The organism is Stenotrophomonas rhizophila, assembly GCF_003651185.1.
Lineage (GTDB): Bacteria > Pseudomonadota > Gammaproteobacteria > Xanthomonadales > Xanthomonadaceae > Stenotrophomonas > Stenotrophomonas maltophilia_Z.
In genome coordinates this window covers 244179-262319 of record NZ_RCDC01000004.1, presented here as the reverse complement: position 1 = coordinate 262319, position 18141 = coordinate 244179, and the positions used below count along the sequence as shown (strand labels likewise).

Genomic DNA, 18141 nt, shown 5'->3' with positions numbered 1-18141 from the left:
CAGCAGACTCCTTCTGTTGGGGGCGCGCCGGTTGGCGCGTTGTCACAGTGCTTGCCTTGGCGTGGCCGCGGTCCGTTGCGGCGGTGGCACAGGGCCACGGAACTGCCTGGGTATCGAAAAAATCAGGGGGCCGGCGCGGGCGTGCCGCTGCGATCGGCGATGCCATACAACTGGCTCAGCGTCGCCTTGAGCGATGCCGGCAGCATCGGCCCATGGCCGAGGCCGGGGAATTCGCGGTACTGCACGGTCAGGCCCGGCACCTTGGCCAGGCGGGTGGCCAGCTGCTGCGCTGCATCGGGGGTGGCGCCACCAATGCGGCGCAGATGCGCGACCACGCGCGGATTGGTCATGTCACGCACGCCGCGGTTGCCGGTGCGCTCATCACCACCGAGCATCACCGTGACCTGTGCCGGCTGGCCTTGGGCGTTGGCGATGAACTGGCGCTCCATGTCGCCCAGCGGGGCGCCCTGGCTCCACCACAGTGACGGGCTGGCCGACACGTAATGCTGGAACGCGGCCGGGCGGGTATACAGCGTGCTGACCACGAACAAACCGCCCAGCGAATGGCCCCACAGCGACTGCTGCTGCAGATCGATGCTGGCACGGCGCTGCACTTCCGGCTTGATCCGGCGCTCGATCAGATCGAGAAACGCATACGCCCCCCCGCCACTGGACTGCGACGTGCCGTTTTCGTCATCGGCGGTATCGATCCACGCGGTGTAGTCGAGCGTGCGCGCCGGGGAATCGATCCGCAGGTCGTTGTCGTAGCCGATGAACACCAGCACCGGCGCGGCATGCGCGGCCAAGTCGACAAGCATCGCCTGGTCGAGCACCATCGCCGCGGCATTGCCATCGAGCATGTACAGCACCGGCGCCGGCGTGGCTGCAGCCTTCGCCGGCATGCCGACATTCACCCGCCAGCGGCGGGCGTGATCGGGGCTGTCCAGCACGAAGTGTTCGAAACGATAGCTCTGCGCCGGCTGGTCCAGCACCGTCTCACCGACTTTCTGCTCGGGATTGCGCTGCTGCGCCGAGACCGGCGACAGCGCCGCCATGCCGATGGCGGTCGCTACGCCCAGCGTGCGCAACCACGGCGATACGGAAGAGATCAGCGACGACGAAACAATCATGACTACCCGGAGCGAGGGACGGTGCTATCGCGCCAGTGTAACTCAAATGAGAATGGGTATCACTGACGTTGCGCCACCGGGTTCAGCGCGCGCAATCGCCCGAAGCCTCGCGCGCCGCACCTACCGTCGCGCCGCCCTTGCCACTGGCGGACATCCAGCCCTTCAACGACATCGTGTCCGGCACGCTCTCCGCCATGGGCGCCGCAGCGATCGCCAGTTCGCGCGATGTACCTACCGGATCCAGTTCGGCCAGGCGTGCCGCCTTGTCACCGTCGGTGCTGACGGTGTCATCCGAGCCGGACGGCGGCGTCCTGGTGGTGTTCTCCGTCTTGGTCAGCTTGACCCGGATCTCGCCGCCGGCCGCATGGGTGATCGCTACCGCGTACAGCTCCTTGCCATAGGCCCAGGACGTCTCGCGCTGCGCTGTCGATGTCTGTCCTTCGGCAGGCAGCGCCAGGGCATCACCTGTGATCCCCTGCACCATCGCCATGCCCCCCATCACCGCCATGGACATGCCGTACGCACGCATCTGCTTCTCTTCCGGGGTCTTCGCCGCAGGCGCACCCGGCCAGCTCGCCTCGAGATTCAGATGTGCCTTTCCCTTGCACAGGGTCAGCACGACCGGCTGACCCTCACCGTCGCCGAGGCTGATCAGGCTGTCGCCGTTGCGGAACTGCTGCACACGCCCGACCAGTGCTGCGCCGCTCGCCGGCACCTGGTTGACCTGCACACTCGAGGCCGCCTCAAGGCGCGCATTCAACGAAACCGTCGCAGCGGTCGCCGGCAACGCCGCACCGATCGCGGCGGCAAGTGCAAGAACAGGCAGGCAAACGCGCATGGCATCGAGTCCAACAGGGCGGGACATCATACGCGCCTGATCCTCCGCGGCGCCGAGCATGACACTGCCAAACAGACGTAGAGCGCTCAGCCGCGCGCAACCATCGCAACGATCGTCGCCGCCAGTTCGCGCACGGCCTGCTCAGGGCTGATGTCGCCCGTCGTCGCCGCAGACGAGAGCCCTTCGGCCGCGCCCAACATGCCCCATAGGCCTGCCAAGGGCAGCGCGCCCGCCGGCGCGAACGGTGAGAGCAGCGCGCGGCACTGTTCGAGGAACACCACGTCGTACTCGCGCTTGATGCGCGCCAGCTCGGGTGAACCGGCCAGCGCGGCGATCACGCCGGGAATCTCACGCCCCTGCTTCATCACACAGGCCACGTAGGCATCGGCGATGACCTGCGCTTTCTCCGCAAGCGTCGAACCGCTGTCGGCAAACCGCGCGTCCATCACCACGCCCTGGCGCGCATCGAAATCCTGGTACAGCGCCGCCAACAGGCCGGCCCGGGTACCGAAATGGTCATAAACCACCGGCTTGGTCACCCCGGCCTGCTCGGCAAGGCGCCCCAACGTCAGCGCGTCCGTGCCCTCCTCGCGAATCAGCCGCCAGGCCACTTCCAGCAACTGGCGCAGGCGGTCGTCGCGGCTCATCCGGCGGCGAGGGGCGGCAGACGCTGCTGGAGCGTGTGGACTTGACATCGCTATATACCAATCGTAGCTTACGGACCGTAACGTACCAAAAGTATACAGCCTCCCCCGCCTCCAGGAATTTCATGCATACCCTCATCGTCACCTCCCATCCCGATCCCGGCGCACTGACCCATGCCGTCGCCCGCCGGATTGCCGACGGCATCACCGGAACCACCGGCGCCACCGTCGAACTGGCCGACCTCGCTGCAGAGCGCTTTGACCCCCGCTTCACCCAGAACGACCTGAAGGGCCATCATCGCCAGGCACCCTTTCCCGCCGATGTTCTGGCCGAACAGGCCCGCCTGGACCGCGCTGACGCGCTGGTCCTCGTGTTTCCGGTCTACTGGTGGAGCATGCCGGCGCTGATGAAGGGGTGGATCGACCGGGTCTTTACCGGTGGCTGGGCCTACGACGACAGCAGCGGCCAGGGCGTCCTCAAGAAACTCGGGCACCTGCCCGTCCACCTGGTCGGCCTGGGTGGCGCCGACGAACGCACGTGGCAGAAGCGTGGCTATACCGAGGCGATGAAGACCCAGATCGACACCGGCATCTTCGACTACTGCGGCGCGCCGGTGCTGTCCTCCACGCTGTTGCTGGACACGGACCACGGCGATGCACACGCCCATCTGCAGACGGCGCATGCGTTGGGGCAGCGCATTGCCACCCTGCCTGGCGCGGGAGCCCACTGAGACGACCCGTTGCCACTGCAAAGCCCAGGCATCGCGCGCGCAATAAACAAGGCCCTGCAAACGCGGGGCCTGCTTCCTATCGGCCAGGGACATCCGGATACGGCCCCAGCGCACAATCCTGCCGCAGCCGATTGATGTTGCTGATGCGCCACTGCCCTGAACTCAACTTCACCACCTGCACATCGATGTCATTCCAGGCCGCGCCATCGGGGTAGGTCGCACGGATACGGTAGCGGACCCAGTCCTTCCGCCGCGCCACTTCGGCCGCGGGATACGATGACGACAGCGCCTCCTGTGAACCGGTCAACGGGTCGTAGTTGATGGTCGGGACCAGATCCGTCGGTGCGCCCGGCGCGTCCAGCGCCCGCTGGTAACGAACGCATCGCGCCAGCAATCCGGGGCTCAGCATCGACCGCAACGCCGGAAATGCATCTGGATACGCCGGGCCGTGTGTCGCACGAAACCCATACAGCGCGTCCACCACCGCGCGCGCAGGATCACCCGTCGCAGCGAACGCAGGCATTGTGATCGCCATCGCGATCCCCGTCAGCACGGAAACAACAGGAATACGCCTCAAACGGGGAGCCGCAGCAGCAAGCTTGCGCATCGCTCTACACCCTGCTTTACCTGACCGGATCACAATTCCAGCACATCTGCGGCCTTCGGTGCGTGCAACTGTGATGGGCCGCGCTCGGCAGCTGCCGAATCAGCGCTAGGCTCGACACCGATTCGGCCCACCCTCCGGTCGCTGTGACGCGACGGCAGGCCACCACACCCTGAACTGAGATGTCCCATGCCCGCCGCCAGGCTGCTTGCCCTTTTCCTGCTGGTTGCCTCACCCGCCGCCCACGCACTCACGCTGGCCAATGCACGCTGGCAGGTGGACATCGACCCGGCGACGCTTGCAGTCACCGCCACCACCCGCGACGGCGTGGACACCGTGATCTCCTCCGCCACAGCGCGCGACACCATCCTGGACCTGGTGCAGACACCGGTGAGTGCGCAGTGGCAGCGCGGCGGCGCCACCACCATCCACGCCACACTGGAGCAGGACGCCCTGCAGCTGCGCTTTGAGCGCAGCTCCGCCGGTGTGGTGACATGGCCCACGCTGCCGACCGGTGCCGGCGCGCTGCTGCTTCCGCTGCACGAGGGCTATTACATTCCCGCCGGCGACACCGCCTGGCGCGATGAACTGCTCAGCGCCTATGGGGAGGTCAATACCACCGAAGACCTGACCCTGCCCGTGATCGGCCTCGCCTGGCCGGACCGGGTGCTGTCGATCCTGTTCGCCACGCCCTTCAACAACACCGTGCGCTTCAGCGCCGATGGGGCGTCCCTCGCGCTCACCGCAGAGCACGACTTCCATCCCCTCAACCAGACCGACCCCTATGTTGTGATCGTCAACCTGGATGCCCCGGATTGGCTGGCGCCAGCCAAACGTTACCGGCAATGGCTGCAGGCGCAAGGCGGCTTCATCGCGCTCAAGGACAAACTGGCGCGTGTGCCGGACGGCGACAAACTGATCGGCGCCAGCCACCTGTACCTCTGGGGCGACCGGGTACTGGCCGAACAGGACGTGCGCGACTGGCGCCAGCTGAAAGCCCTCTTGCCGCACGCGTGGGTCGGCAAGGACAAGGAGGCACGCGAGGCAGTGACCGCCCCGCACAGCGGCCCCTATGTGCAGCAGGTGCTGGTCAGCACCATCAACGCCGCACTGGCCGAGCAGTTCCCCGGTGAGACCGCCGACGCCATCCAGCAGCGTCGACACACGCTGGACGCGACGCTGGGCAAGGCCCTGCAGCCGGAAGCAGCACGCGGCGACACGGCATCGCCGCGGATGATACACGCGCTGCAGGCCGCGGGTCTGCCACGACTCTGGCTCGGGCTGCCGGACTGGACCGCCGCCTGGGCGAGCCCGGGCGCGGTGGACACGGCCATACAGGCAGGCTATCTGGTCGCGCCCTACGATTCCTATGACACCGCCCTGCCCGACGGTAACGACACTCCTTCCTGGCTCTCAGCACAGCTCGGGCAGGACGCATTCGAACGCTGCGGGATCATGAAACCCGACGGCCAGCGCATCAAAGGCTTCCAGGGCAACGGGGTGTACACCAATGCCGCCTGCGTCCGCCCGCTGATGGAACGCCGCGTACGCGCCCTGCGCGTTGATACCCCCTACAACAGCTGGTTCCTCGATGTCGCTGCCACCGGCATGCTGTTTGACGACAGCGACCCGGCCAAGCCCACTTCGCAGGCGCAGGACGCGGCGAACCGCAGTGCCGCGCTGGCCTGGCTGGCCGATAGCGAAAAGCTCGTGGTCGGCTCGGAAGTCGGCGCAGCGACGGTCAATCGCCACGTCGCCTTTGCCCACGGTGCGCAGACCGCCGGCTTCGGCTGGGGCGACCCGCAGATGCGCCGTGAACGCGCGTCGCCTTACTACCTCGGCGCGTGGGCGCCCGAGCATCAGCCGGCCTTCTTCTTCAGACAGAGCCAGCTCAAACCGCGCTACCAGCAGCTCTACTTCAACCCGTCGCGACGCCTGCCGCTGCTGCAGGCGGCCTTCCACGACAGCGTGGTCAGCACCCATCACTGGACCCTGGACAGCCTCAAGTTCCGCGAGAGCCGCAGCACCACCGAGCTGCTACAGCAGCTGTACAACGTACCACCGCTGCTCAATCTCAGCGTGGCCACCGCCGCGTCACGGATCGCCTACCTGCGCCATCTGGACGCCTTCTTCCGGCCACTGCATCAGGCCCTGTTCGATCAGGCGCTGGTCGACTTCCGCTGGCGCGATACCGCCGGCCAGGTGCAGCAGACTACGTTCGCCGATGGCAGCGTGATCGTGGCCAACTTCTCCAATCAACCGCAGCAGGTCGATGCGCACACCCTGCGCCCGCACAGCGCGACCGCGCGCCTTGCCGACGGCCGCACCTTCAACTTCACCTCGCCGACACTGCCGTAACCCGGCGCATTGTCCAGACCGGTGCGCGCCCACCGCACCGGTGAGCGCGCTCCCCTCCATTACTCCTTCGTTTCTTCCGCCTTCCACGCCGCTACCTTCGCCCTGGCCTGGGCCAGCAGCGCATCGAGCGCTTTGCGGTCATACCCCTGCCCGCGCAGCACCACGTACTGGATGCCACGTGTGGCCTCGATGTCCTCCAATGGGTTGCGCTCCAGCAACACCAGATCGGCAGCCTTGCCCGGCGCGACCGCGCCGTAGCGGTCCAGCGTACCGAACCAGGCCGGGCCCGCGCGCGTGGCCGCCGAGAGTGCCTGCGCCGGGCTCAGCCCTTCCTTGACGAACAGTGACAGTTCGTCATGCAGGCCGATGCCCGGATAGTTGAACGAGTTGAGGAAGCCCGCATCGGTGCCGGCCATGATCGTGACGCCGGCCTGCTGCAGCATCGGTAGTACGGCGGCGACCTGGTGGTATTCCTGATGGCGGGCCTGGATCTGCGCCGGGGTTGCCTTGGCGGCACGCTCGACCCGCCATGTGTAGGTCGCCTGCAGTTTCGGCCCGATATAGGCCAGGTAGGGATCGTCGTGATGGTCGTCCTGATCCAGGAAGTCCAGGATGCGCCCGCCATTGAGGGTCGGCGTCACGAACACCCCCTTCGCCGCAAAGCCGCGGTAGGCGGCCATGGCGGTATCACGATCAAATCCAGCATCCAGCCGTGCGTTGGCCTGGGCACGATCAATCCGCTTGGCAGCGAAGTCCGCCGCGATGGCCGCCTCATCCTTGACCCCGGCTTTGTAGGCGTAGTCCAGGTGTTCGATCGAGCTGATACCGGCATCGACGGCCTGCTGCACGGTCAACGCCATCGGGATGTGGCCGGAGGCACGCAGCCCATTGGCGCGCGCCCCGCGCACGGCAGCCAGGAACAACTCAGGCGTCAGCGTGCTGTCGGTGATCTTGACGAAATCGACGCGGTCGCGCTTGAGGCGCACGAATGCCGCATCCAGGTCCGCCTGCGAACCCACTTCAATGGTGCCCTTCCAGACCGGCTTGATGCCTTCGATCTTGGCGCCCGAGGTGAACAACTGCGGGCCAGCCAGGCGGCCGTCGGCGATCTCCCCGCGCCACTGCAGCACCTGCTCGGGCAGATCGCCGGACGCATCACGGATGGTGGTGATGCCATGGGCGATATACAGCGGCAGCAGCGCCTTGTTCTCTTCGATCAGATCCGGGCCACCCCCGAAGTGCACGTGCATGTCCCACAACCCGGGGATCAGATAGCGACCCTTGCCGTCCACCTGATGCCTGGCCCGCCATGCCTTGCGCATCGCCCGGTCGGTGCCGACGGCGACGATGTCCTGACCACGGACCACGACCGTCTGGTCGGCCAGCGTCGTGGCGTGCTCGACGTCGACCACGGTGGCATGCCGGATCATCAGATCCGCCTGCTCGGCCGCGAATGCGGAAGGGGTGGTCAGTGCAAGCAGCACCGGGATGGCAAGACGCAAAGACATGGAGTGCATACCGGAAAAGAGAACCGGGCCACCTTACGGTCAGGCCCGGCACATTCACCAGTTAAATTTCAGAATGAAGCACATGCATGATTGCGATGCTGCGCGCTGCCGGATCCGGCTGCGTCAATTCTCGCCCTGCATCGCCGGGCGGGCCTGCACCCGCTGCAGCCAGCCGGCCACCGCCGGATGCGCATCCACCACCGCTCCCAGATGGGTGCCGTAGCCCACCACCTGGCCTACCACCAGATCCACCAACGAGTACGCCTCACCAAGCATCCACGACTGCTGCGACAGGCGCGCCTCCAGCAGATCCAGCAGTTCGTTGGCGGCACGGATGCCCGCCGCAGCATGCTCCACGCTGCGCAGCGCATCGTCCACGGTCGCCAGCCATACCCGCCCGAGCACTGCTGCGTAGGTCACGTACGCCCACGTGCACCAGGACATCGCCTCCAGTCGAGCCGGGGTCCCCACCACCGGCCACAGGCCCTGGCCCACCCCGTACTGCTCGCCCAACCACAGGTGGATCGCCAGACCTTCAAACAGGGGCGTGCCGTCCACCACCAGGCACGGGACCTTGCCGTTCGGATTGATCGCCAGATACGCCGGCGTGCGCTGTTCGCCGTTGCGGATGTCGATCTTGACCCGATCGTGCGGGACGGACAGCTCGGCCAGGGCGCACGCGACCGGGGTGGCGCTGGACATGGGGTGCCAATAGAAAACGAGGGACATCGAAGAACTCCTTGAGAGGGGTGGAAAGGTGCGGCGGAACCGGTGCTGCACCGTGCGCTCAAGACTAGGCAGCATTGCGGACAGAATCGGCCCGCAATGACTGCTACGCTGCCGCGCATGCTGACCGCCTCCGCCCGCCTGCTGAGCCTGCTTTCGCTGCTGCAATCCCGCCCGCACTGGGCCGGCGGCGAGCTGGCCGAGCGCATGGCCATCCATCCGCGCACGCTGCGGCGTGACATTGATCGCCTGCGCCAGCTCGGCTACCCCATCCACGCCAGCACCGGCGTCGCCGGCGGCTATGCGTTCCGCCCGGGGCGTGCATTGCCGCCGCTGTTGTTGGATGACGAGGAAGCGCTGGCGGCGGCGGTTGCGCTGCGTACCGCCGTGACCGGCACCATCAGCGGCATCGAGCAGACCGCGATCACGGCGCTGGTGAAGATTGAACAGGCCATGCCACCGCGACTGCGGCCCCGGTTGGCCGCACTGCGCTCGGCGCTCCTGCCCGCCAACCCGATCGGCCCGCAGGTGAATGCCGGGCGGCTGACCACCCTGGCCTGTGCCTGCCGCGACCAGGTACAACTCCGTTTCGACTACACCGACCGTGAGGGCGTCTCCAGCACACGCCAGGTCGAGCCACAGGGCGTGGTGCATGCCGATCGCCGCTGGTATCTGGTCGCCTGGGACACCGGGCGCAACGACTGGCGCACCTTCCGCATCGATCGGATCGCCAGCGCACCGGTGGTGGGTGCGCACTTCGCGCCGCGCGCAGGGCCCGGCGAGGGCGATCTGCGCCAGTGGGTCGCCCGCGCGCTCTCGCTGGGCCAGCACCACGACCTGGCGCGGATCATCCTGCACGCACCGCTGTCGGTGATGCGCCAGCAGATCCCGGCATCAGCCGGAGAACTTGAGGCGGTCGATGACCGGCGCTGCCTGCTGCGCTGCGCCGCCAACCCCTTGGGCACGGTGGTGTATTGGTTGTTGGCACTGGGTCTGGATTTCGAGGTACTGGGACCCCCTGCACTGCACCAGGCCATGCGCGAGGCAGGTGAGCGGATCAGCCGCAGCCTGGCCCGTAGCGAACCGTCGGAGGCCTCGGCAGGCACCAACAGCACCTGACCGCATGCGCGTCGGTGTTGGCGCCGACAGCCATTGCGATTCACAATGACGGCATGACCGCAAGTGAAAAACCGAATCGCACCCTGTTCGATCTGGACCTGCTGCGCGCCATGGTGATGGTGGCCGATTGCGCCAGCTTCACCACCGCGGCAGCGCGCCTGCACTCCACCCAGTCCACCATCAGCCAGAAGATCCGCCGGCTGGAAGAGATGGCCGGCCATCCGCTGCTGGTGCGCGGCAACCGCGACGTGCACCCCACCGATGCCGGGCAGCTCGTGCTCGGTCATGCACGCCAACTGCTGGCGCTCAACGATCAGCTGCTGGAAGCGCTGGCCGGCACCACGGTCGCCGTCACTGTGCGGCTGGGCGTGCCGGAGGACTTCGTCAGCGCCGCGACCACCCAGCTGCTCGGCGCCTTCAACCGCGAGCACCCCCAGGTGAAGCTCGAAGTGACCAGCGGCCTCAGCCGCGACCTGGCCAATGGCTACGATCACGGCGAACTCGATCTGATCCTGGTCAAGCAGCGCCGCAACAGCCGCGCCGCCGTGGCCTGCTGGCCGGAGACCATGGTCTGGATCGACAGTGCCCGCAATGGCTGCATCGGCCTGGACCCGGTGCCGCTGGTCACCTTTCCGCCGCGCGGGCTGTACCGCGACGACATCATCGATGCCATCGAAGCACTCGGCCGCCGCTGGCGGATCAGCTTCACCAGTTCCAGCCTGAGCGGCATCCAGGGCGCGGTCGCCGATGGCATGGGTATCAGCCTGCTGCCGGCGCGCGCCTTGAGTCGAGAGCACACCGTCCTGGGCGCCGAACAGGGCCTGCCGCCGATCGATACGTTCGAAATCGCCCTGCTCCACCGCACCACGGCCGACCCGCTGGTCAAGACGCTGGCACTGCGCCTGGCGGGGCTGCTCGATCAGGAACGGGCGGGCACGCTTACTTGAGCTGCAGCGGGTAGCGCTGCCAGAGCACGTGCACAAGGAAGCCGGTCAGTTCCGGGTCCTTGCTGGTGATCGAGGCGCGGATCTTGTCCAACAGCACCATGTCGCTGCAGTTGCGCACATCGGCATGCCCGGCCTGGCCGGCGCGACGCGCACGGTAACGGGCCGCTCGCTGCGCATCGGTCATCGCGTAGCCGAACGTGGGCGGACGGCCGCGCTTGCGCGGCAGCGTCAGTTCCAGTGTTCCGGGGTCTTGTTCATCGCGCATGACGGACGAGGATGCAAACGGGGGCGCGCACGATATCGTGAGACATCACTTTAATCCAGCATTTTCCGTGGATTTCTGCATTTGCGACGCACGCGTCAGCGCCACGCCTCTGCCACGCGCGCGCCCGCCCACACCAGCAGCATCCCGCCGACGAGGCTCACCCCGAGGTACAGCGGCACCATCAGGCTGCGATCGGTACGGGTGAACACCAGCGACTCGAGCATCATCGAGGAGAACGTGGTCAACCCGCCCACGATCCCCACGATCAGAAAGGCGCGCCAGTACACTGCCGCCGTGCCACGACTCTGCAGCCAGATCATCACGTAACCCGCCGCGAAGGCGCCGACCAGGTTCACCGTCAGCGTGCCCCACGGGAAGCCAGTGCCGAACTGGCGCAGCATCGCATCGCCGATCATGAAACGCAGCGCCGCGCCCAGTGCGCCACCAGCCATCACCAGCCCGAGCTGCTGCCACCAGACGCCCAGGCCTTCCATCAGTCAGTGCCTTTCTCGGCCCGCGCCTGCGCACGTGCGGCACGCAGGCGATCCAGCTTCTCTTTCAGCTTGATCTCCAACCCGCGCGGCACCGGTTCGTAATACACGCGCTCGCCCATCGCATCGGGGAAGCCGGTCTGATCCAGCGCAATCCCACCGTCCGCGTCGTGATCGTATTGATAGGTCTTGCCGTAGCCCAGCTCCTTCATCAGCTTGGTCGGCGCGTTGCGCAGGTGCAGCGGCACCTCCTGCGTGCCAGTCTCGCGCACTTCCTGCTTGGCCTTGTTGAAGGCGGCATAGCCGGCGTTCGATTTGGCGGTACTGGCCAGATACAGCACCAGCTGCGCGAAGGCGAGCTCGCCCTCCGGGCTGCCCAGGCGCTCGTAGATGTCCCAGGCCTCCAGCGCCATCGACTGCGCGCGTGGATCGGCCAACCCGATATCCTCGATCGCCATCCGGGTCAGGCGACGTGCCAGGTACGACGGATCACAGCCACCATCGAGCATGCGCGTCAGCCAGTACAGCGCGGCATCCGGGTTGGAGCTGCGCACGGATTTGTGCAGCGCCGAGATCTGGTCGTAGAACTGCTCGCCGCCCTTGTCGAAGCGACGGGTGCGATCGGCCAGCACCTGCACCAGCATCTCCGGGCTGATCCGCCCGCCGTCGCCACTGGCCAGCTCGGCCGCGATCTCCAGCAGGGTCAAGGCCCGGCGCACATCGCCATCGGCGGCGGTCGCGATCTCCAGCAACGCCTCCGGCGCGACCTGCAGCTGCTCCGCGCCCAGGCCACGCTCGGCGTCCTGCAGCGCACGCTCCAGCGCCTCCACGATGTCCGCTGGAGAAACCGACTCCAGCACGTGCACGCGGCAGCGCGACAGCAGCGCCGAGTTCAGTTCGAACGAGGGGTTTTCGGTAGTGGCGCCCACGAACACGATGGTGCCGCGTTCGATATGCGGCAGGAACGCATCCTGCTGGGCCTTGTTGAAGCGGTGCACCTCGTCCACGAACAGCACCGTGCGGCGCCCCTCGGCGAAGCGCTGCGCGGCCTCGGCCAGCACCTGGCGCACCTCCGGCAGGCCGGACAGCACGGCGGAGATCGCACGGAACTCGGCATCGGCGTAATGCGCCAGCAGCAGCGCCAGGGTGGTCTTGCCGCAGCCCGGCGGACCCCACAGGATCATCGAGTGCACATGGCCGGATTCGACCGCCCGGCGCAGCGCACTGCCCGGTGCGAGCAGGCGCTTCTGGCCCACCATCTCATCCAGCGTCTGCGGGCGCATCCGCTCGGCAAGCGGGCGCATGTTGTCCCGATCCACGGTCAGCAGATCGGGCCCGTTGAAAGTCGTTCGGTTTCTGGCCACGTGTCTATTCTATCGCGGCCGAACGCCCGCGGCCTTTACTCGCCGATGACGTCCACACCCTTGGCCGGGGTAAAGCTGAAGGTGCCCGAGGCGAAGCTCGGGTTGCGCTTCCACCCGGTGAAGCTGATCACCGTGCGCTGGCCAACCGCATCTACTACTTCCATGCGGGCCAGGCCCTGGCCATTGAAGCCCAGCGCGGCGTACTGGAAGGCAGTGTCGGTCTCACGCTTCGGGCTCAGCGACAGCCACTGCAGGCCATCGCGCACGGCGGCCTCTTCGCTGACGTCGTATTGCTTGTCCAGCAGGGCCGGATTGATCAGCGCGGTCAGCGGGCTGTTCTGCTCCTCCTGCCCCTGCGGGCGCACGCTGGCCTGCTCCAGGTCCGGCTCGTAGACCCAGACCTTCTTGCCATCGGCCACGATCAGCTGCTCGTGCGGCTTGATGTACTCCCAACGGAACAGGCGCGGCGCGGACAGTGCAACGCGGCCGCTGGTGTTCTCCTTGACCTTGCCCTTGCTGTCGAACACCTGCTGGCTGAACTGCCCGTCCAGGCCCTTCAGGCCCTGGGTGAAGCGATTGAGCTCATCACGGGCGCCGGCCCAGGCCGACGCCGAACCGACACTGGCGACGACCAGGGTGGCAGCAAGCAGGGAGCGGCGGAAAGTGGTGTGCATGCGGGTATCCAGGCGAATGGGAAGGATGGAAGGCAGTGTGCCCATTCAATGCTGAATGGGCGATCAGGGACACATTATGCGCTGGAAACGGGGCACTTCGAGGGCCCTCATGGGCCGGCCTGCACCGTCTTCAGATCCCCATACACCAACTGCCCGCGGAACCCGCGCCGCACCTGCTGGTACAGCTCGCGGAAGGCGGCGTAATCCTGCGGTTGGCACAGCGCATCCGCCCCGCGCACGGCCCGCTGGTGCAGCCGATGGTGCGCGGTGATCACCTGCCCCTCGCGCGTCCAGTCCACCAGATACTCACCCGCCGCATTGGCGAAGTGCTGGCTGCGCGGGATCGCTACGATCGGCACGTTCGCCGGGAACGTCAGCTGGTAGCGCTCATCGCGCAGACTGTCGTTGCAATAGAACGGCGTGGCGTTTTCCGGCGCCGACGTGCTGGCATACAGATCACGAAACGATTGGCTGCCCGGTGCGTCAGGCAGCACCATCCCGCCGACCACGCCAAAATCGACATAGTCGCTGGCCAGGAAGTCATAGCGGAAGTTGAACGGCCGGGTCAGGTCCTGCGGGTCACCCAGCAGTGTCAGTGCGCCACTGCCGTCGAAGCCGGAGGCGGCCATCATCGATTCTTCGGCACGCGCCCGGTTCTGCGCGTTGAGCCGTGCGAAAGCACCGCGCATGCCAATTTCGGTCACGCCGCTGGGATGCAGCACGGTCTGGCCAGACAGATTGCCCGCCGGATCGAACCGGAACGCCGCCTCGATCCCGGTGCCGTTGCGCGAGGCATCGTTGGCGGGGGTGCGCGCCACCACGGCCTGACGGGTGTGCAGCACCGGCGCGCCAAGATCGCCCTCGGGCAACTGGCCAACACGCGCATAAGGCGCGGTCGAGTCCAGGTACAGGTCGAACTCGGGGATGTAGGTGATGGCGTGGTCGAAACGGCCCAGCAGCGGAATCGCCGGCAACGTCGGCCCACCGCCGGCACCGATCAGCACCGGCGTGCTCTGGATGCCACGCGCAGCCAACAACGCCTCCAGGATCACGACATGGTCTTTGCAGTCGCCGTAGTGGTTGTCGAGGATGCTCTGCGCCGGGTTGGGTTCCAGCCCGCCGTTGCCGAGGTACACCGCCACGTAGCGGATGTTCTGCGCCACCCAGCGGTACAGCACGGCGGCCTGCTCGCGACGGTCGGTGATGCCACGGGTGAGCTCGTCGGCCAGCGCCTGGATCTGCGGCGTGACAGCGGCGGCCTCGCCACCCTTGAGCTGGTAGGCCTGCGCCACCTGCGACCAGTCACGGTACGTACTGGCCATGATGGTGGGGCTGTACTCCCACGCGGCGGCGGACCAGTTCTGCGCCTTCAGCGGATCCGTGCGCCGGTACGTCCATTCCCAGCGTGCCATGCCATTGCGCACACGCGGCGCCTGGCTGCCCTGCACGCCCCGCTGCTCCACCTGCATGGGCAGATCGGCAGGCGCACTCAGGGTCACGCGGGCATCGTCGTACTGGGTGAACACGCTGAAGGTTTCCCACAGGCCGAAGTAGCCCGGGAAGTACGGCGTGTTCTGGGTGCGCCGGGTCTGGTAGACCACGCGCGTACCGGGCGCCAGATTCGGGAACACCACCACGCGCACCTTGCGGTCGGCGTACATCGCCGCAGCCGCGCTGGAATAGCTTTCCTGCGTGTAGATGCGGTCGGCCGGCACGTCCCGACGCTGACCATCGGCGGTGAGGGTGTAGGCCTGCAGCACCTCCAGCGTTTCCATCTTCTCGCTGTAGCTCAGCCGCACCTGGCTGAACTGCTCGACCGCCGATGTGGTCTTGAGCAGGATCTCGTACGCTTCGGTCTGCGTATTGCCCGCATCCGGGCGCACCACGTAGTCGGCGCGATAGCGCACGAAGCTGAAGTTGTTGTTGGCCTGCGCTTCAGCGCCCGCGGCCGGGCCGCTCTGCCCGCCCGGGGTGGGCGGTGCAACGGGTGTCACGGGTGCCGGCACGGGCTGGGCATCGGCCCACGCCACTACGGGCGCGAGCGTCATGGCGCCCAGCATCGTCCAGATCATCGGCTTCATTGCAGGTTCCTTGTGCTCGGCAACACCCGGGCCGCGCCCGGGTTCTACGCAGCCAGGCCGGGCCCGGCGTTACTTGGGCGGGGGCGGCGCCAGCACGCTGCGGTCGCCGTTGTGCTCGGGCGGGCTGACCACGCCAGCCGCCTCCATCGCTTCGATCAGGCGCGCGGCACGGTTGTAGCCGATCTTCAGGCGACGCTGCACGCCGGAGATGGAGGCACGACGTGTTTCGGTGACGATGCGCAGGGCCTCGTCGTACAGCGGATCGGACTCATCGCCGCCACCGCCGCCTGCCTCGGGCAGGCCACCGGGGCCGACCACGACGCCATCGCCCATCATCTGCACTTCGTCCAGCACGCCGGTGATGTAGTCGGTCGGGCCGCTGGCCTTGAGATGTTCGACCACGCGGTGCACCTCCTCATCGGAGACGAACGCACCATGCACGCGGTCCGGCAACGCGGTGCCCGGCGGCAGATACAGCATGTCGCCGTGGCCCAGCAGCGTTTCCGCGCCGGACTGATCGAGGATGGTGCGCGAATCGATCTTCGAGCTGACCTGGAAGCCGATACGGGTCGGGATGTTGGCCTTGATCAAGCCGGTGATCACGTCCACCGAGGGGCGCTGGGTGGCCAGGATCAGATGGATGCCGGCCGCACGCGCCTTCTGCGCCAGGCGCGCGATCAGCTCTTCCACCTTCTTGCCGACGATCATCATCATGTCGGCGAATTCGTCGATGAAGATGACGATGAAGGGCAGCGTCTCCAGCGGGCGCGGGGCCTCGCCGAGTTCCGGGTTGGGCTTGAACAGCGGGTCCATCATCGGCTGCCCGGCGTCCTGGGCATCCTTGACCTTCTTGTTGAAGCCGGCCAGGTTGCGCACGCCCACGGCGCTCATCAGCTTGTAGCGCCGCTCCATTTCGGCCACGCACCAGCGCAGGCCGTTGGCGGCCTCCTTCATGTCGGTGACCACCGGCGCCAGCAGATGCGGGATGCCCTGGTAGACGCTCAGTTCGAGCATCTTCGGGTCGATCATCAGCATCCGCAGGTCTTTCGGCGAGGCCTTGTACAACAGGCTCAGCACCATCGCGTTGACCGCCACGGACTTGCCCGAGCCGGTGGTGCCGGCCACCAGCAGATGCGGCATGCGCGCCAGGTCGGCCACGGTCGGCCGGCCGGCGATGTCTTTGCCCAACGCGAGCGTCAGCACGCTGGCGGACTTGTCGTATTCCTTTGAGCGCAGCAGCTCGGACAGATAGATCATCTCGCGGGTGACGTTGGGGATTTCCAGACCCACCACCGACTTGCCCGGGATCACATCGACCACGCGCACCGACTTCACCGACAGACCGCGCGCGATGTCCTTGTCCAGCGAACTGATCTGGCTGACCTTGATGCCCGGGGCCGGCTCGATTTCGAAGCGGGTGATGACCGGGCCGGGATAGGCACCGACCACCTGTGCATCGATGCGGAAGTCCTTGAGCTTGAACTCGATCTGGCGCGAGAGCGTCTCCAGCGTCCCTTCGTCGTAGCCCTTGGGCTGCGGCTTGGGATCATCCAGCAGCGCCAGCGGCGGCACATCCGAGCCATCGCCGTTGACCCCGCGGAACATGGGAATCTGGGTCTCGCGCTTGGCGCGATCACTCTTCTCCAGCACCGGCTCCGGGCGCGGCTCGATCTTGACCGGCTCGCGCTTGGCGCGGACCTCGGCGTCGACCTTGCGCACTTCCTGGCGTTCCTCGCGCATCGCGCGGGTCTGCTGCCACTCGGTGGCCTGCTCTTTCTTCTTGTTGAACAGCGGCGGCAGTGCCAGCACCCAGTTGCCGATCTTCTCCATCACCACGAACCAGGAGATGCCCGTGGCCAGCGTGATCGAGGCCAGCAACAGGACCAGCACGAAGAGGTTGGCGCCCAACGCGCCGAAACCGACGCTGAGCGAGCTGCCCACCAGCTTGCCGAGGATGCCACCGGCATGGGCCACATCGGCCACGAACAGGCGCAGGTGCAGGAAACCGGTGCCGGCGATCAGGAAGCCGACCAGGCCGACCAGGCGCAGCGCCGGATCCAGGTCATGCTCACCCTTGGCCTCGCGCTTGAGCCCGAACATCGCGATCCAGGCCAGTGCGCCCAGCACGATCGGCAGCACAAAGGCCATGTAGCCGAACAGCTGCAGCAGGACGTCGGCGATCCAGGCACCGGCGCGACCGCCCATGTTGTGGACCGGCGCGACCACGCTGCCGGTGTGCGACCAGCCGGGGTCGGTGGCCGAGTAGGTGAACAGACTGGCGACCAGATACAGCAATGCCGGGGCGACCGCGATCAACCCCAGGTCGCGCCACAGGCGCTGCCGGCGCGGATTGTCCTCGCCAGCCGGTTTGCGCGGCGCTGCCTTGCTGTCGGACGCCTTGGCTCGTTCCGGGACCTGTTTCGCCACCTTAGACCACACCTTGGGAATGCACTGTTAGTGCTTGATAATAAACGACTGGATCCCACCCCGGTAGGTGCCGGCCGCTGGCCGGCACGGTCAGCGTCAACACTCCGGCACCGGGATGGGCGTCGTGCTTTGCGGGTCGCCGCGTTCCACTGCGCGCCTTGAATCGCCCCGCCCCTGCCGCCACTCTATGACTTCGCTCGGACGCCGCGCAATCACCCTGCCAGCGTCCCGCCC

At 67.0% G+C, this 18141-nt stretch carries 16 protein-coding genes; 4 read left to right on the top strand and 12 right to left on the bottom strand.

Annotated elements, in window-relative coordinates:
* Positions 1-122 precede the first annotated feature (122 nt).
* The 3 genes from BCL79_RS01215 to BCL79_RS01205 all read right to left on the bottom strand — a co-directional run bounded on the left by BCL79_RS01215 (position 123) and on the right by BCL79_RS01205 (position 2615).
* The gene (locus BCL79_RS01215) at positions 123-1130 is read right to left on the bottom strand and encodes an alpha/beta hydrolase (RefSeq protein WP_121036794.1); all 1008 of its coding nucleotides are present in this window, start codon (positions 1128-1130) and stop codon (positions 123-125) included.
* Positions 1131-1212: 82 nt separating this feature from the next.
* A complete protein-coding gene (locus BCL79_RS01210; protein ID WP_183073618.1) occupies positions 1213-2028 on the bottom strand; it encodes a hypothetical protein in 816 nt (271 codons plus the stop codon).
* A 26-nt stretch (positions 2029-2054) separates the two neighbouring features.
* A complete protein-coding gene (locus tag BCL79_RS01205) occupies positions 2055-2615 on the bottom strand; it encodes a TetR/AcrR family transcriptional regulator (protein WP_259462067.1) in 561 nt (186 codons plus the stop codon).
* A 122-nt stretch (positions 2616-2737) separates the two neighbouring features.
* Between BCL79_RS01205 and BCL79_RS01200 the strand changes: the two genes are divergently transcribed.
* On the top strand, positions 2738-3343 hold the full coding sequence (locus BCL79_RS01200; RefSeq protein ID WP_121036791.1) for an NAD(P)H-dependent oxidoreductase: 606 nt from the start codon (positions 2738-2740) through the stop codon (positions 3341-3343).
* Between the two features lie 76 nt (positions 3344-3419).
* Here BCL79_RS01200 and BCL79_RS01195 read toward each other — a convergent pair whose 3' ends face one another.
* Complete coding sequence (locus tag BCL79_RS01195) at positions 3420-3950, bottom strand: hypothetical protein (protein WP_147433824.1); 531 nt, start codon at positions 3948-3950, stop codon at positions 3420-3422.
* Between the two features lie 186 nt (positions 3951-4136).
* Between BCL79_RS01195 and BCL79_RS01190 the strand changes: the two genes are divergently transcribed.
* The gene (locus BCL79_RS01190) at positions 4137-6305 is read left to right on the top strand and encodes a glycoside hydrolase (protein ID WP_121036789.1); all 2169 of its coding nucleotides are present in this window, start codon (positions 4137-4139) and stop codon (positions 6303-6305) included.
* Positions 6306-6364: 59 nt separating this feature from the next.
* On the opposite strand, the gene BCL79_RS01185 is transcribed toward BCL79_RS01190, so the two are convergent.
* Both BCL79_RS01185 and BCL79_RS01180 read right to left on the bottom strand, forming a co-directional pair.
* Complete coding sequence (locus BCL79_RS01185; protein WP_121041048.1) at positions 6365-7813, bottom strand: amidohydrolase family protein; 1449 nt, start codon at positions 7811-7813, stop codon at positions 6365-6367.
* A 123-nt stretch (positions 7814-7936) separates the two neighbouring features.
* Positions 7937-8542 carry a glutathione S-transferase family protein gene (locus tag BCL79_RS01180; protein ID WP_121036788.1) on the bottom strand — a complete coding sequence of 202 codons (606 nt, stop codon included), beginning with the start codon at positions 8540-8542 and terminating at the stop codon, positions 7937-7939.
* 96 nt (positions 8543-8638) lie between these two features.
* Here BCL79_RS01180 and BCL79_RS01175 point away from each other — a divergent pair, with 96 nt between their 5' ends.
* Positions 8639-9658 (top strand): helix-turn-helix transcriptional regulator, encoded by a 1020-nt coding sequence (locus tag BCL79_RS01175; protein WP_226956560.1) that lies wholly within the window; start codon positions 8639-8641, stop codon positions 9656-9658.
* A gap of 53 nt (positions 9659-9711) precedes the next feature.
* Positions 9712-10605: a LysR substrate-binding domain-containing protein gene (locus BCL79_RS01170; RefSeq protein ID WP_121036786.1), complete on the top strand. Its 894-nt coding sequence runs from the start codon at positions 9712-9714 to the stop codon at positions 10603-10605.
* Here BCL79_RS01170 and BCL79_RS01165 read toward each other — a convergent pair.
* From BCL79_RS01165 to BCL79_RS01140, 6 genes are all read right to left on the bottom strand, one after another.
* A complete protein-coding gene (locus BCL79_RS01165) occupies positions 10598-10870 on the bottom strand; it encodes a hypothetical protein (protein ID WP_019184750.1) in 273 nt (90 codons plus the stop codon). The genes BCL79_RS01170 and BCL79_RS01165 overlap by 8 nt on opposite strands.
* 95 nt (positions 10871-10965) lie before the next feature.
* Positions 10966-11364: a fluoride efflux transporter CrcB gene (crcB, locus tag BCL79_RS01160; protein ID WP_121036785.1), complete on the bottom strand. Its 399-nt coding sequence runs from the start codon at positions 11362-11364 to the stop codon at positions 10966-10968.
* The gene (locus BCL79_RS01155) at positions 11364-12665 is read right to left on the bottom strand and encodes a replication-associated recombination protein A (RefSeq protein ID WP_259462066.1); all 1302 of its coding nucleotides are present in this window, start codon (positions 12663-12665) and stop codon (positions 11364-11366) included. Before BCL79_RS01155 ends, crcB begins: the two co-directional genes overlap by 1 nt.
* 95 nt (positions 12666-12760) lie before the next feature.
* Complete coding sequence (lolA, locus tag BCL79_RS01150; RefSeq protein ID WP_121036783.1) at positions 12761-13399, bottom strand: outer membrane lipoprotein chaperone LolA; 639 nt, start codon at positions 13397-13399, stop codon at positions 12761-12763.
* Positions 13400-13506: 107 nt separating this feature from the next.
* The gene (locus tag BCL79_RS01145; protein WP_121036782.1) at positions 13507-15480 is read right to left on the bottom strand and encodes a DUF3857 domain-containing protein; all 1974 of its coding nucleotides are present in this window, start codon (positions 15478-15480) and stop codon (positions 13507-13509) included.
* A 69-nt stretch (positions 15481-15549) separates the two neighbouring features.
* A complete protein-coding gene (locus tag BCL79_RS01140) occupies positions 15550-17907 on the bottom strand; it encodes a DNA translocase FtsK (protein ID WP_121036781.1) in 2358 nt (785 codons plus the stop codon).
* Between the last annotated feature and the right edge of the window lie 234 nt (positions 17908-18141).

Bases quoted from the DNA above. Each gene is read 5' to 3' on its own strand.
- BCL79_RS01215 (WP_121036794.1), bottom strand. From the start codon at position 1,130: ATGATTGTTTCGTCGTCGCTGATCTCTTCCGTATCGCCGTGGTTGCGC.
- BCL79_RS01210 (WP_183073618.1), bottom strand. From the start codon at position 2,028: ATGCTCGGCGCCGCGGAGGATCAGGCGCGTATGATGTCCCGCCCTGTT.
- BCL79_RS01205 (WP_259462067.1), bottom strand. From the start codon at position 2,615: ATGAGCCGCGACGACCGCCTGCGCCAGTTGCTGGAAGTGGCCTGGCGG.
- BCL79_RS01200 (WP_121036791.1), top strand. From the start codon at position 2,738: ATGCATACCCTCATCGTCACCTCCCATCCCGATCCCGGCGCACTGACC.
- BCL79_RS01195 (WP_147433824.1), bottom strand. From the start codon at position 3,950: ATGCGCAAGCTTGCTGCTGCGGCTCCCCGTTTGAGGCGTATTCCTGTT.
- BCL79_RS01190 (WP_121036789.1), top strand. From the start codon at position 4,137: ATGCCCGCCGCCAGGCTGCTTGCCCTTTTCCTGCTGGTTGCCTCACCC.
- BCL79_RS01185 (WP_121041048.1), bottom strand. From the start codon at position 7,813: ATGTCTTTGCGTCTTGCCATCCCGGTGCTGCTTGCACTGACCACCCCT.
- BCL79_RS01180 (WP_121036788.1), bottom strand. From the start codon at position 8,542: ATGTCCCTCGTTTTCTATTGGCACCCCATGTCCAGCGCCACCCCGGTC.
- BCL79_RS01175 (WP_226956560.1), top strand. From the start codon at position 8,639: ATGACTGCTACGCTGCCGCGCATGCTGACCGCCTCCGCCCGCCTGCTG.
- BCL79_RS01170 (WP_121036786.1), top strand. From the start codon at position 9,712: ATGACCGCAAGTGAAAAACCGAATCGCACCCTGTTCGATCTGGACCTG.
- BCL79_RS01165 (WP_019184750.1), bottom strand. From the start codon at position 10,870: ATGCGCGATGAACAAGACCCCGGAACACTGGAACTGACGCTGCCGCGC.
- crcB (WP_121036785.1), bottom strand. From the start codon at position 11,364: ATGGAAGGCCTGGGCGTCTGGTGGCAGCAGCTCGGGCTGGTGATGGCT.
- BCL79_RS01155 (WP_259462066.1), bottom strand. From the start codon at position 12,665: ATGCGCCCGCTTGCCGAGCGGATGCGCCCGCAGACGCTGGATGAGATG.
- lolA (WP_121036783.1), bottom strand. From the start codon at position 13,399: ATGCACACCACTTTCCGCCGCTCCCTGCTTGCTGCCACCCTGGTCGTC.
- BCL79_RS01145 (WP_121036782.1), bottom strand. From the start codon at position 15,480: ATGAAGCCGATGATCTGGACGATGCTGGGCGCCATGACGCTCGCGCCC.